Genomic DNA, 12,452 nt, shown 5'->3' with positions numbered 1-12,452 from the left:
GTCAGTTCCCTCATTCTTTCCTATATTTTTTTATTTTTATTTATGTAGTTTAGCATATTAATCCTTAAACTGCTATTCATCCCATCATAAAAAAAAACTAATTAACCTTCATATTTCTTCTAATCATTTCCTTGCTCCGAAACCGTATAATCCCCTGTAATTAAAGGGGTTCCAACGATTAAGGACAGCACCCCGGATTCCGTCTCCCTATGCTCGGCAATTTGCAGATTGGCCTTCTTCCCTGCACCTGCTTCAACGGAGGAGAACAGCTTCTCGGAATAGTACGCTTCGCTTACCGTTCCGCTATCATCCTTATACCGGTCAATCCGTTTGCCGCCCGCTGCCTGGGCCAGCCGGTCTGCTGCGTTATTATATTCCGCCTCCCCCCGAACCGTCATTCCCCCGGTATAGGCAATGCCCGATTCTTTAAATAGTGTTTCCGCGTTATTCACAAAAGCCAGGAGATCTTTCTGATTTGTCCTTTGCTTCGTAACATACACAACCATCGCCTGACTGTCAGATGTTAACGGGAATATGGACAGTGTTCCCTGCATCTGCCCCTTTTCATCCGCCTGAAGCTGTTGTTCCGCCTGCTCCAGAGAAGCTGCCTCTCCTTCAAGATCCCATCGGATTGTCCATTCGGCAGCGGCTGCCCCTTTACTGTATAGCTTGTCTGTCCACTGCCACAGCAATGCAATGTCATGCGCGACGAGACTCGGATTTTTACCTGACCGGATCTGGTCCCTGTTAACGACAGCCCAAATGATTCCCATTACCAGCACAACAGCTGCCAACATAACGGCAAGCCGGGCTCTCTGCATAGAAGATTGCTCGGCTGTCTTTCTAACAAATCGATTATTTGCCCCGATGACAGATCCCTCCTATCAACCATTTATTACCGTTAGGTGTTTAACCATACCCATTCGCCTGTAGGTGAATACACTGGTTGCAAAGCCTAAAACAAGTACACATAAGGAGGAGCGCGGATGGATCAAATTTATCCTCTGCAGGAAGATGTCGTATCTCAATATTACGGGATGCCAGTATATATCGTGATGAAGGATGGAACGAGGCACATCGGCCTGTTAAGCAGATGCGCAGGCGGGAAGCTGACGCTGAATGGGGATCCTAATGTTTCCGTTGCAACTGAGCCGGAGTCCGCACCGGTTAAATCTACAAAGAAGAGCAAGAAAAGCGGTTCGAAATCCAAAAATCAATCTCAAGCTAATGCAGCCATGCCGGAGAATCCGCCCGTTCAGACACAATCCTATCCTTTTGACCCTTACTACTACGAGCCTCGTCCGTATATTCCCTTCCGTGAAGTAATTAGTCTGGATTTTGAGCATGTAGCTTATTTATTTCTTTTGTACTGATAGACACCTTTCGCCAGTCTTTGCCGTCCAGGCGTAATATGCTGGTCTTATCAATTGCAAAGGAGGCAGTCAACATGCCAATAACTCCGTTGTCGCACGCCAACCGCACCGAACGATCATTTGTCGTTTGCCCTATTCGGCCTTACGGCAGTCATTCATTCCGTGAGGAAGAGCCGACAAGACTGCCTCCCGGACCTGCTCTATGGGACAGCTTTGATTGGGGGGCTCCATACCGCCATGCCGCCGAGACGGCAGCAGGATGGCTTCAGCACAGCAGACAAGCCCATCTCGCCATCCGCTTCTCCGCCAGACGCATCAAGCAGAATCCCTCGCTGTCCGTTATAGAAGAAGAGCTGCAGCGAATAATTGCAGCGGTTAACGGATTACGCGCACTATTCCACAAGTATGAACCTTTCCTGAAACCTCAGCTATGGCAAAATGTTGCGCAAGCGATGGCTCATCCTTCGTCCAGCCTACTAGGCCTGACAGAAGAAGGAGAGGCCTGGCAGCTGCGCTTGCCGGAATCAGCCTCCGGCGAAGAATACTCCGTTCTGCATCTCGTTGGTCCAGCTGGCTGGATCACCTGTCTTCTTAAAGCGCTGGAGGAGCCTCACTCTTCAAGAGTCCTGGATCTGCTGCGCAAGGATATATCCCTTCTTCAGCCTTATAGCTGTTACTACAACTCCATGACAACGTACTGGCCGTTCCCCACAAGCGGGATGCTGCTCAATCGTCGCCTTTAACCTTATTTTAGCAAAAACTGGGCTAGTCCTCCAGCTCTCCCTGATGCAAAAAGAGGCCTTCCTAAAGATAAACTTCAGGCTAGCCCCTCATCGGTATTTATCATATTCCCTACTCCGCAATTCCTTGCTTGTGCGCGTAGATGGCCGCTTGTGTACGGTCCTCAACGCCAAGCTTGTTAAAGATGTTCGTAATATGGAACTTCACGGTCTTCACCCCAATAAACAGCTCGTCCGCAATCTCCTGGTTGGACATGCCCCTCGCTACCCGCTTCAGCACGTCCATCTCCCGCTCCGTCAAATCATCGTGCAAGGCTGCCTGCACCGGCTGCTTTGGTTTGCGGAGGCGGTTCATCATCTTGGCCGCGACCTGTGACTCCAATACAGACTGGCCCCGTGCCGCTGCACGGATCGCATCGGCAATCTCTGTTGCTCTTGCGGTCTTAAGCAGATAACTGAACGCCCCCGCTTCAATTACCGGATACAGCTTGCTGTCATCAATAAAGCTCGTCAGAACTATGACTTTGCATTCCGGATACAGCTCCAGCAGCTTTTGGGTCGTCTCCACGCCATCCATACCGTCCATAACAAGATCCATAAGTACGATGTCGGGCTTATATGCCTGCGCCAGCCGAATACCGTCGTAGCCGTTGCTGGCCTCGCCGACTACTTCAATGCCTTCCTCCGTATCCAGCACCGCAGCGAGTCCGATGCGTACCATTTCATGATCATCTACCAGCAACACTTTAATCCGCTCATTTAGTTGTTCGATCGGTTCCACCTTCTTCACCGCTTCCTTCACATGTACATGAACTATTTCCCTACTCCACCGTCAATCGGAACCCGGATATCTATGCTTGTTCCTTCTCCAGGCTTTGAGACCATATGTAATGAGCCGCCAAGCTCGTTTACACGTTCTTCCATCGTTAATAACCCGTATGAGGTCTGTTTCTTCGCTTCCAGATCAAATCCGATCCCCGTATCTTTTAATAACATACGTACTTCGGAGCCTTTCCGATGCAGCTTAATTTCCATGCTATCGGCTTTGGCATGCCGAAGAGTGTTCGACAAAGCCTCCTGCGCGATCCGGAACAGATGATCCTCCGCTTCCTGGTTCATTGTGATGGTATCGTCGACATCAAGGTCGATCGTCATCGGAACCTTCTGCTTAAGCTCGTCCACCAGCGTGCTTAATGCGGCAGGCAGATTTTTGCCGTCCAGATGAACAGGTCTTAGGTGCAGCAGCAGCGCGCGCATTTCCGATTGGGCTACGGAAGCCATCTCTTCAATAAGCTGCACCTGTCTGCGCGCACGCTCCCAATCCCGCTCGATGGTACGGCTGACTGCGGTCGCCGTCATGGAGATGGCGAACAGCTGCTGGCTGACGGCATCATGCAGCTCTCTGGCAAGACGCTGCCGTTCCTCGATAACAGCGGAGAACTTAACCTTTTCTTTCCATATCGCCTTGCTTTGTTCCTCCTCGGTTACGGGAACGCCTTCGGCTTCTTCTGCCGAATTCAGCGTTACCCGGTAGCTGCGTCTGCGCTGCTGTTCGCTGAGGCGCTCAACAGCCTGCTTGAGCTTGGAATTCTGCAGGAAGCCTACAACAGCCGCTGCCGCCATGGCTGCTCCAATAACGGTAAGACTTACGATCGCCCATTGTCCTTTGAACGTGTACAGCTGTATATAACCGATTGCCTGAAGCACAATGATGACAAGGCTCACGATAATAATGAGCCACAATACGGTCTCGGTTACGTGTTTGCGCCTTGCTTCTTTATTTGGCCTCTCCGTACGATGATGCTCGCTGGCTTGTCCGTCAGCCATCGAAGTCCACTCCTTTAACTACGCACGCAGGGAAGAGCAGACCGGTTGCCCTCAATGTCATTAAGTTAAGGCTTAATGACATTCCGGTTACCCGATCCGCTCTTCCATCATGACATACTTCTTAATCCTTATTCTTCTTCAGGCTTGTTCAGCTTATTTTTCAAAGCTTCCAGCTGCTCGTCAACCTTCAGCTTTTTCTCCATGTCGATGGCATTGACAGCGCCCGCATTGCTGCTTGCTCCGTTGTATGCGTAAGGTGTACGGAGAACATCGGCTTCGGCTTCAAGCTGCATAATTTTCTCTTCCATGCGGTAGAAACCTCTTGAAGCTGTACCGCTGTCAATCGTTTGGTTCGAAGAGATCTGAGCCATTTGCTTTTGCGCTTTCGCAATTTGAGCACGGGATGCGAGCTCATTGCGTTTATTGCGAAGCTGGTAGAATTCGTCTTTCATGCCGTGCAGCTGCTGCATGAGCTCTTCCGCCTGCGTTTTTGCTTGTGCATGAAGATCGCTGTACTCATTTACCTTCTGGTCGAAATAGAGCTTCTCTTCCAGCAGCTTGCGTGCAAGCTCTTCCTGGCCTGCGCGGAGCGCTGCTTCTGCTTTTGACTCACGGTCGCCAATGCTGCGAACGGCTTCATCCAGACGTTGCTTCAGACGGCGCTCATTCGCCATTTGCTTCGCTACGGTTACTTCCGCTTGGTGAATTTCCGATTCCATGTCACGCAGGTATTGATTCAGCATGACAACCGGATCTTCCATTTTATCCAATACCTCATTCACCGATGCCTTAGTCATATCCTTCATTCTTTTAAAAATTCCCATTGTTAAATCTCTCCCTTCTCGTATTTAGCTAATTTGGCGCGTAATTCTTCAATTTCTTTACGGAGTGCTTTCTTCTCCAGATCATCCATCATGCTATCGAACTGCGACGAAGATTGCTGGCCGGAACGTGTTTGCGAGAAGCTGTCCCCCCATTGACCTTGCGGCGGGTTCTTGTATGGGCCGCCGAAGTTAGCGCCGAAGCCCCCTTGACCGCCGTTGTAGCCATTGCCGTAACCGTTGCCGCCATATCCGCCGCCGTATCCTCCAAATCCGGGACCAGGTCCAAAACCGTTGCCGTTATAAAACGTGGGTTCCTTAGGAACGATAAGACCTGCAATAATATAGACCGGAATTGCGAAACCGCTAGTGAAGATCGTTACGACGATAAGCAGGATACGGATAAGAGTCGCATCGACATTGATCATTTCCGCTAATCCGCCGCAAAGACCAAACAGCTTCTTATCGCGGCGGGATCGGTACAATTTTTTCAAGACGACCATCCTTCCTTCTCAAGCTTCTTCTTCAATTGCTGCAGCTCGCGTTCGATAACGGATTGCACTTGATTGCCTGCTTCGTGAATGAACTCTTTGCCCATCCGGCGCAGGTCATGCAGGCTCTTTGCCTCCATCTCCATGTCGCCAATCCGGTCTTCCAGTCTGCGGAACATGGAGCCCGGCTGGATGCCGCCCGCATTACCGCCCTCCGTGAATCTTGCGTTCATACGCTGTTGAAGTCTCAGCGACTCCATTCTGGCTGCGTAATATTCACGCTTGTCATAGACCAGCTGATATTCGCTGCGCATTTCACGGAGCTGATCTTCCAGGTCCATCGTATTTTGACGGCTTTGCTCGTACAACTCGCGGTATTGATTGGAGCGCTCCTCGCTGGTTGCTTTCTCGTGAAGCGCTATCCGTGCCAGTTGCTCTTCTCCAGCCTTCAGCGCGGTTAGTGCTTGCTGCTCGCGCTTTTCCCTCTGTTGCTCCGCCTGCAGCCACTGCGCTTTCAGATGATTGCTATGTCCCAGGTATTGCTGATGCAGACGTTCCGCTTGAATAATCTCTTCGCGCGTCGACCAGAGGAACTGGTCGATCAGGCGAACCGGATCTTCCGCTTTCTCCAATCTTTCATTTAAATTTGCCACTGTAATGTCGCGCACTCGCCGCATAATGCTCATGTATGGCCCTCCCAACTTTTTTTATTAGAAATGTCGATGATTGTTTTTGTTCTTGACCATGGAAATGCCGAACAGGATCAGCACAACCGCGATTCCCAGCATAATCAATTTAGACAATGCCGGCAGGAGCATCAAGATACCAATTGCACCAACAATTCCACCAATCAGCTTTCTACCGCTTCTCCAAGCAACTACCCCAAGTCCTACTAATACAATCGCGAACAAGGTACCAACTAATGCACCAAGATGGATGCCGAAGAATTTAAGTACCATGATACCGCCCGCAACCGCAAGCACTAAGCCTAACGCCTTTTTACCATCCATTGCTTCTTCCACCGCCTCTCTAATAATTGCTTTGCTTATCTCTTACTGTGAAGCTCTCTTGCTTATGTTCCTATTGTAGATCGAATTCGCTCTTTCTAAAACGGACCACCGACGGTTTCTATGCTAGACCTAGGTCGAGTGGCCGCATCCGCCTTAAGGGTCGAAGCCTGTCTTAAAACGCAAAAAGACGCCGTTCCCTTATAGGAGAATCAGCGTCTTATGTGGATTGGTCTTCCTTCAGGCCGGAACGCAACGCGTCTATGCCAAGCAGCGCAACCGGTATCAGTACCATAAAGATTGTAGCATATAGAGAAAAAACCTTTGGCGTAAACGCAATAAAGCTAATAATATTGTCGTAAACAAGGAGCGACAGAAACACGAGCAGAAGGCCAAACGGAAGCGTCAAGGTGCGATAATCCTTCAGCTTCAGCGTCTGGGCTGTCCCAAGCGATACCGCATAAACACAAATGACCGTCTTGAAGAAAATCGTGATCAGCCATAAAATCGCCAGCATTGCCTCGACCCGCTGCAGAAAGTTCCCAACGCTGATCTGCTTGGCTAATGTATAGCTAGCGTACATGTTCCTTTGCGTGAACTCGGTTCCCAGCACTAAGGTCGACAATAGAACGGTTGTAATAATAACCACGCTGCCAAGTACAGTACCTGCAAGCAAGGCTTTTTTAGCTTTTCTAGGCTGGTTCGTATAAGGAATCAGCATCATTAGAATAACTTGTTCCTGAAGGTTAAAACAATAAAATGCGCCTAGAATAATAGGCTTCATTCCGTTCTCAAAGATAGGCTCAACCCGGTCCAATTCAATCTGCGGAAGCAGAAAAACGGTCAGGAACAAAAACAGCGCAATAACAAAAGGCAAGAAAATTTCGGCAGCCCTTGCCGTTGTCTCAATACCAAGCCTTACGGCATATATCACGACGCTAATAAACAAAATAATGGTCACTTCGATTGGCGTGTTTGGCATAATGTGTGTTGTCATAAAGTTCCCTACGACTCGCAGCAGGAACGCGGACAACAAAAAAATGAAGGAAAGGAAAAACAACGAGATTGCCTTTCCAAGCCATTTCCCTACTATCTTCTCGCTGAATTCCGCTAAGGTAAGCGAGGGGTAGCGGCCAGCTAATGTACTGTAGATGAGTATAAAAAGAAGATTGACTGCTATTCCAACAAGGCATGCGATCCATCCGTCTTGTTTGGAGAAAACGGACATGATGGATGGAACAATCAGAATGGAGGTGCCGATCGTATATAGCAGGGTTAAAACTGTCAGCTGCCGATGACTTATTTTCCCTTTCTCAATCACTCCTTCATTGCCCCCCTCCTAAATAGTGAAAGATTGCCTCTGCTAACGGCTGCAGGACGTAGTCGATACCATTCACCGGGTTAGGTATATGCAAGTTAAGAAACCTCATCATGACTAGTCCGACTCCCAAAAGCAGGAGGGAAGAGAATACCCAAAGATCCTTTATCAGTCTTCTCTTCCACAATGACGGCACTTCAATCAGAATGATCGCCGCTGTTGCCGCGATTAACGCTACATATTTCATCATGGCTGCCTAATCCCTCTTATTTCATTTCGTTCATAAACGAATTATTGACCGTACCAGTTTGGCGGATATTGATGACAACGTCCAATTTGACCGGCATATTCCGAAAAACGGAATCCCACTCGTTCTCAACTGTCTTCCAATATGCAGGATACGCACGGTGAACAACCTCTCCAAAGCCGAATATGTCTACCTTGTAGTTTTCCTGAACCTCATTAATTGTCTTCTCTACGAAACTTCTCACCGTCTCTTCTCCAAGGTGCTCCATTTCATAAATGGACGATTTTTGAGTCAGATCAATTTTGCACATCACTTCACCGATGCTCACTTCCGTGCGGATCCCTAGTCGCATTTCAGGCTTACCGTTTATCAGCTTAGCTTTTGACGTCGTCTTTGAACGAATCACCTCAAGGGTGATTTTCCCTCCATCAGGACATTTAATGACTCCTACCGTATTAGACACATCATCATGGATAAAAGAGTAGCCTCTGCTTTCTACATCATCCAGCCAACCGACAAGCCTGTCTTTTTCAAAGATTGCCAGCCCCGAATATTGCAGCTGGGCAGGAGAGGCAATACTCTCGACATTTTTCCTGCTCATCCCTTTTTCCCGGTCGCCTTTAATGCGGAGACCGGTAACAACAGGATCTTTTCCCTTGCTGACAATATCCATAATGAGCTGATCAAGCGTGATTGCAGCCGTAGGCGCCCATTCCTTCTGCGAGGCCTGCAAGGAAGAGAACATTAGATTAGCCGGAATAGCTTCTAGATGGGTTAATATTTTCAACGTACTGGCTGCCGTTGTACCCTTGGCTATCGCTATGTAGAAATCGGTGCGATGCTCATAATACCTTGACATATATTCCAAAGAATCGCCTATACCTTCTCTTGCCAAATCTTCGCCTATAATTAACATTCGAAGATGGGCCGCATAAATGCTCCTTGGAGATACCGTGGTCATTTTACGTATCGCCTCAAGTATCGTTTGTGCCTTTGCCTGGTAAAGGGTAACCGGAGTTCTCGTCATTGTTCTATTATTTGCAGCGACCTCTCCCGGATCAACGACCTGAACCGATACCAGGTACTGATCACCTGCCTTATCAATTCCGATTGCTAGTGCAATGGCCAGATCATTCAATTCACGACGGTTCCAGCAGCTCGCCAGCGTCATAGCTATTGAAATGAGCATCATGGCAATTAATAATCTTCGAAGCATCGCAATTCCTCATCTCGTTGCCTAGGTTCTCCGATTTGGGCCAGGAGCCTTGTCTTTGCTCCGAGTAACATTATTTTGATTAATTAAACGCAGGCGTTTCCGCATTGCCCAATGCGGAAGCCTGAACAAGGTATCCTTCAAATCCTGGGCAATAAACGGTCCAAACGGACTCATGTACGGGATTCCAAATGTCCGAAGACTGCATAAATGGAACACCAGTACAAAAATCCCCAGAATAATTCCGTACAAGCCAAACGATGCAGCCAAGCCCATTAATAAGAACCGTATCATCCGGATCGAGATTGACATATTAATGGCCGGCACAACAAAGCTCGAGATGGCTGTAATCGATACAACAATAACCATAGCAGCAGATACAATCCCCGCATCAACAGCTGCCTGTCCAATAACCAAAGTACCTACGATGGAAATCGCTTGCCCCATTGTTCTTGGCATTCTTACTCCGGCCTCGCGCAAGATCTCAAACGTAATTTCCATAATCAAAGCCTCGATAAAAGCGGGAAAAGGGATCCCTTCCCGTTGGGCTGCAAGCCCGATCAGTAACTGAGTAGGGAGCATTTCCTGGTGGAAAGTGGTAATCGCGATATACAACGACGGCCCTAATAAGGCAATAAATATACCCACAAAACGAAGAATCCTTATAAGCGAGCTAATATCCGCTCTCTGGTAGTAATCCTCGGCGGAATGCATAAAAGAAATAAACAACGCCGGTACAATCAGCACATGAGGCGTGCCATCAACTAATATCGCGACTTTTCCTTCAAGCAGTTCTGCAGCAATGACGTCTGGCCTCTCAGAGTTATACATTGTAGGAAACGGACTATATGCCGCATCCTGAATGAGTTCCTCGATATAGCCGCTTTCCAGTATTCCGTCAATATCTATTCTTGATAAGCGATCTCGCACCTCTTGAACGATCTTATCCGTTACAACTCCGTAAATGTACATGATGGAGACATCGGTCTGTGTCATTTTTCCGATTCTCATATTTTCAAGCCATAAATTCCGGTTCTTAATTTTTCTTCGAATTAATGCCCTATTGGTACAAATAGATTCCGTGAACGATTCCTTCGGACCTCGAGTTACCGTTTCCGTTATTGCTTCTGAAACAGCTCGACCCTTTATATCAGTCATGGCAATGGAGTAGATCTTCGTAATATCCAGAACAAGAATGACATATCCGGAGAACAAGTCATGATACATCGTATCCGTTGAAGTAACTTCTCCTGCTTCTCCCGCTGTCAATAATTCCAGGAAAGGATGTTCGTCCGTATTGAGGTGCGGCATGTCCACCATTAATGTTTCCAGGATAAAATCCTGAACAGAATTCGTGTCCACTAAACCGTCCACATAGAACAGGTCTACTTTTTGTTTCCTGTTATCAAATTCGATATGGAAATCTTTAAATACAATATCCGCACTGTTTCCAAGCTGCTCTTTGATTGTTGCAATATCGATTTGACTCATGCTGCATCACATCACCCATTTTTGATATTAATCAGTATGGTCATACGATTATCGATATAAACAACAAAAAAGCCTTTAAGATCTGAGATCTTAAAGGCTTGCTTATTTCAATGTATGGTGCCGGTGAGAGGACTCGAACCTCCACGGTTTCCCTCACGATTTTGAGTCGCGCGCGTCTGCCATTCCGCCACACCGGCATTTGTAAATATGGCGTGCCCTAAGAGATTCGAACTCCTGACCTTTTGATTCGTAGTCAAACGCTCTATCCAGCTGAGCTAAGGGCACATCTTATTGAAATAATTGTGGAGGCGCCACCCAGACTCGAACTGGGGGTAAAGCTTTTGCAGAGCTCTGCCTTACCACTTGGCTATGGCGCCACCATATGATTGGAGCGGAAGACGGGAATCGAACCCGCGACCCTCGCCTTGGCAAGGCGATGCTCTACCGCTGAGCCACTTCCGCATAAATGGCTGGGGATCAAGGATTCGAACCTTGGAATGACGGAGTCAAAGTCCGTTGCCTTACCGCTTGGCTAATCCCCAACAAAAACTTTTTGTAACTAAATAGTGAAAATGGGGCGATCGATGGGACTTGAACCCACGAATGCCGGAGCCACAGACCGGTGCGTTAACCCCTTCGCCACGACCGCCATACTCACTACTTTATTAAAATCTGGCAGGGGCAGCAGGAATTGAACCCACACCAAAGGTTTTGGAGACCTTTGTTCTACCTTTAAACTATGCCCCTAAGTGGTGGAGGGTGATGGATTCGAACCACCGAACCGTTAGGAAGAGATTTACAGTCTCCCGCGTTTGGCCACTTCGCTAACCCTCCATAAAACTGGTGCCGGCGATAGGAGTCGAACCCACGACCTACTGATTACAAGTCAGTTGCTCTACCAACTGAGCTACACCGGCATATTAATTTAAAAATTCCAACCATCTAACATGGTGGCTCGGGACGGAATCGAACCGCCGACACGAGGATTTTCAGTCCTCTGCTCTACCAACTGAGCTACCGAGCCTGATGTTTGATAAAATGGCGGAGCTGACGGGATTCGAACCCGCGGTCTCCTGCGTGACAGGCAGGCATGTTAGGCCTCTACACCACAGCTCCACATCGAATTCTCGGTATTTCACCAGAGATAAAGTTTTGGTTGCGGGGGCAGGATTTGAACCTGCGGCCTTCGGGTTATGAGCCCGACGAGCTACCGAGCTGCTCCACCCCGCGTCATTATAAGCAAAACATATATGGTGGAGGCTGAGGGGATCGAACCCCCGACCCTCTGCTTGTAAGGCAGATGCTCTCCCAGCTGAGCTAAGCCTCCATGCTCTCTCGAGCGACTTTTATAATATATCACACTCAAGTTCGCTTTGCAAGAAGTTTTTTTATTTCTTTTTTGTAAAGATGGTGACCCGTAGGGGATTCGAACCCCTGTTACCTCCGTGAAAGGGAGGTGTCTTAACCCCTTGACCAACGGGCCTTATAACTAAAGTAAGTATGGCAGAGAGGAAGGGATTCGAACCCTCGAGACCCGGTTAGAGCCTACACGATTTCCAATCGTGCTCCTTCGACCACTCGGACACCTCTCTATATGGCTCCCCGAACAGGACTCGAACCTGTGACAACTCGATTAACAGTCGAGTGCTCTACCAACTGAGCTATCAGGGAATATGTTCAAAGCTTGCGCCTTGAAAACTGGATGCGAAAGTTTGAATCCCTTAAGTTTCTTGCGGGGTCCCCGGAAAGTAATCGGAATAAGCAGCAACGCTTAACTTCACTTTTTGGGGTTTGTTGTAGGATAAGCCCTCGACCGATTAGTATTCGTCAGCTCCACACATTGCTGTGCTTCCACCCCGAACCTATCAACCTCGTCGTCTTCAAGGGGTCTTACTAGTTGGGAAATCTCATCTTGAGGGGGGCT

Annotated in this window: 12 protein-coding genes, 16 tRNA genes and 1 rRNA gene; 2 read left to right on the top strand and 27 right to left on the bottom strand. The window is 48.3% G+C overall.

The window, feature by feature from the left end:
• Positions 1–119 precede the first annotated feature (119 nt).
• Positions 120–821: a YwmB family TATA-box binding protein gene (locus M3194_RS15205; protein WP_251654921.1), complete on the bottom strand. Its 702-nt coding sequence runs from the start codon at positions 819–821 to the stop codon at positions 120–122.
• 165 nt (positions 822–986) lie between these two features.
• Between M3194_RS15205 and M3194_RS15200 the strand changes: the two genes are divergently transcribed.
• Together M3194_RS15200 and M3194_RS15195 are read left to right on the top strand one after the other, a co-directional pair.
• A complete protein-coding gene (locus M3194_RS15200) occupies positions 987–1,373 on the top strand; it encodes a hypothetical protein (RefSeq protein WP_251654920.1) in 387 nt (128 codons plus the stop codon).
• A gap of 74 nt (positions 1,374–1,447) precedes the next feature.
• Positions 1,448–2,116 (top strand): hypothetical protein, encoded by a 669-nt coding sequence (locus M3194_RS15195; RefSeq protein WP_251654919.1) that lies wholly within the window; start codon positions 1,448–1,450, stop codon positions 2,114–2,116.
• 109 nt (positions 2,117–2,225) lie between these two features.
• Here the strand turns inward: M3194_RS15195 and M3194_RS15190 are convergent, their stop codons facing one another.
• From M3194_RS15190 to M3194_RS15065, 26 genes are all read right to left on the bottom strand, one after another.
• Positions 2,226–2,903 carry a response regulator transcription factor gene (locus M3194_RS15190; RefSeq protein ID WP_311290904.1) on the bottom strand — a complete coding sequence of 226 codons (678 nt, stop codon included), beginning with the start codon at positions 2,901–2,903 and terminating at the stop codon, positions 2,226–2,228.
• 23 nt (positions 2,904–2,926) lie between these two features.
• Entirely contained in the window at positions 2,927–3,940 is a 1,014-nt protein-coding gene (locus M3194_RS15185; RefSeq protein ID WP_251654918.1) for a sensor histidine kinase, read from the bottom strand.
• A gap of 128 nt (positions 3,941–4,068) precedes the next feature.
• A complete protein-coding gene (locus M3194_RS15180) occupies positions 4,069–4,764 on the bottom strand; it encodes a PspA/IM30 family protein (protein ID WP_251654917.1) in 696 nt (231 codons plus the stop codon).
• Positions 4,765–4,766: 2 nt separating this feature from the next.
• On the bottom strand, positions 4,767–5,264 hold the full coding sequence (locus M3194_RS15175) for a PspC domain-containing protein (protein ID WP_251654916.1): 498 nt from the start codon (positions 5,262–5,264) through the stop codon (positions 4,767–4,769).
• On the bottom strand, positions 5,252–5,938 hold the full coding sequence (locus tag M3194_RS15170) for a PspA/IM30 family protein (RefSeq protein ID WP_251654915.1): 687 nt from the start codon (positions 5,936–5,938) through the stop codon (positions 5,252–5,254). The genes M3194_RS15175 and M3194_RS15170 overlap by 13 nt, the downstream gene beginning before the upstream one ends.
• 24 nt (positions 5,939–5,962) lie before the next feature.
• Positions 5,963–6,262, bottom strand: a complete 300-nt coding sequence (locus M3194_RS15165; RefSeq protein WP_251654914.1) for a LiaF transmembrane domain-containing protein — start codon at positions 6,260–6,262, stop codon at positions 5,963–5,965.
• A 217-nt stretch (positions 6,263–6,479) separates the two neighbouring features.
• Entirely contained in the window at positions 6,480–7,580 is a 1,101-nt protein-coding gene (locus M3194_RS15160; protein WP_251654913.1) for a GerAB/ArcD/ProY family transporter, read from the bottom strand.
• Positions 7,581–7,843: 263 nt separating this feature from the next.
• On the bottom strand, positions 7,844–9,016 hold the full coding sequence (locus tag M3194_RS15155; protein ID WP_251654912.1) for a Ger(x)C family spore germination protein: 1,173 nt from the start codon (positions 9,014–9,016) through the stop codon (positions 7,844–7,846).
• Between the two features lie 45 nt (positions 9,017–9,061).
• Positions 9,062–10,528 carry a spore germination protein gene (locus M3194_RS15150; RefSeq protein ID WP_251654911.1) on the bottom strand — a complete coding sequence of 489 codons (1,467 nt, stop codon included), beginning with the start codon at positions 10,526–10,528 and terminating at the stop codon, positions 9,062–9,064.
• A gap of 115 nt (positions 10,529–10,643) precedes the next feature.
• Positions 10,644–10,725, bottom strand: a tRNA-Leu gene (locus tag M3194_RS15145).
• 11 nt (positions 10,726–10,736) lie between these two features.
• Positions 10,737–10,813: transfer RNA gene (locus M3194_RS15140), tRNA-Arg, on the bottom strand.
• Between the two features lie 18 nt (positions 10,814–10,831).
• A tRNA-Cys gene (locus M3194_RS15135) sits at positions 10,832–10,905 on the bottom strand.
• Between the two features lie 10 nt (positions 10,906–10,915).
• Positions 10,916–10,990, bottom strand: a tRNA-Gly gene (locus M3194_RS15130).
• Positions 10,991–10,995: 5 nt separating this feature from the next.
• A tRNA-Gln gene (locus M3194_RS15125) sits at positions 10,996–11,070 on the bottom strand.
• Between the two features lie 31 nt (positions 11,071–11,101).
• Positions 11,102–11,177 (bottom strand) — tRNA-His (locus M3194_RS15120).
• A 24-nt stretch (positions 11,178–11,201) separates the two neighbouring features.
• Positions 11,202–11,275, bottom strand: a tRNA-Trp gene (locus M3194_RS15115).
• 3 nt (positions 11,276–11,278) lie between these two features.
• A tRNA-Tyr gene (locus tag M3194_RS15110) sits at positions 11,279–11,362 on the bottom strand.
• 7 nt (positions 11,363–11,369) lie between these two features.
• A tRNA-Thr gene (locus M3194_RS15105) sits at positions 11,370–11,445 on the bottom strand.
• 31 nt (positions 11,446–11,476) lie between these two features.
• Positions 11,477–11,552, bottom strand: a tRNA-Phe gene (locus tag M3194_RS15100).
• Positions 11,553–11,567: 15 nt separating this feature from the next.
• A tRNA-Asp gene (locus M3194_RS15095) sits at positions 11,568–11,644 on the bottom strand.
• Positions 11,645–11,681: 37 nt separating this feature from the next.
• Positions 11,682–11,758, bottom strand: a tRNA-Met gene (locus M3194_RS15090).
• Between the two features lie 21 nt (positions 11,759–11,779).
• Positions 11,780–11,855, bottom strand: a tRNA-Val gene (locus M3194_RS15085).
• 81 nt (positions 11,856–11,936) lie between these two features.
• Positions 11,937–12,011, bottom strand: a tRNA-Glu gene (locus M3194_RS15080).
• Between the two features lie 18 nt (positions 12,012–12,029).
• A tRNA-Ser gene (locus M3194_RS15075) sits at positions 12,030–12,120 on the bottom strand.
• Positions 12,121–12,123: 3 nt separating this feature from the next.
• Positions 12,124–12,199 (bottom strand) — tRNA-Asn (locus M3194_RS15070).
• Between the two features lie 126 nt (positions 12,200–12,325).
• A 23S ribosomal RNA gene (locus M3194_RS15065) occupies positions 12,326–12,452 on the bottom strand; the annotation flags it as partial.

The organism is Paenibacillus glycanilyticus (assembly GCF_023715145.1).
GTDB classification, from domain to species: domain Bacteria; phylum Bacillota; class Bacilli; order Paenibacillales; family Paenibacillaceae; genus Pristimantibacillus; species Pristimantibacillus glycanilyticus_A.
Note: the sequence above shows the minus strand (reverse complement) of the source record. Positions and strands in the feature narration are given on the sequence as shown.

Bases quoted from the DNA above. Each gene is read 5' to 3' on its own strand.
- M3194_RS15205 (WP_251654921.1), bottom strand. From the start codon at position 821: ATGCAGAGAGCCCGGCTTGCCGTTATGTTGGCAGCTGTTGTGCTGGTA.
- M3194_RS15200 (WP_251654920.1), top strand. From the start codon at position 987: ATGGATCAAATTTATCCTCTGCAGGAAGATGTCGTATCTCAATATTAC.
- M3194_RS15195 (WP_251654919.1), top strand. From the start codon at position 1,448: ATGCCAATAACTCCGTTGTCGCACGCCAACCGCACCGAACGATCATTT.
- M3194_RS15185 (WP_251654918.1), bottom strand. From the start codon at position 3,940: ATGGCTGACGGACAAGCCAGCGAGCATCATCGTACGGAGAGGCCAAAT.
- M3194_RS15180 (WP_251654917.1), bottom strand. From the start codon at position 4,764: ATGGGAATTTTTAAAAGAATGAAGGATATGACTAAGGCATCGGTGAAT.
- M3194_RS15175 (WP_251654916.1), bottom strand. From the start codon at position 5,264: ATGGTCGTCTTGAAAAAATTGTACCGATCCCGCCGCGATAAGAAGCTG.
- M3194_RS15170 (WP_251654915.1), bottom strand. From the start codon at position 5,938: ATGAGCATTATGCGGCGAGTGCGCGACATTACAGTGGCAAATTTAAAT.
- M3194_RS15165 (WP_251654914.1), bottom strand. From the start codon at position 6,262: ATGGATGGTAAAAAGGCGTTAGGCTTAGTGCTTGCGGTTGCGGGCGGT.
- M3194_RS15155 (WP_251654912.1), bottom strand. From the start codon at position 9,016: ATGATGCTCATTTCAATAGCTATGACGCTGGCGAGCTGCTGGAACCGT.
- M3194_RS15150 (WP_251654911.1), bottom strand. From the start codon at position 10,528: ATGAGTCAAATCGATATTGCAACAATCAAAGAGCAGCTTGGAAACAGT.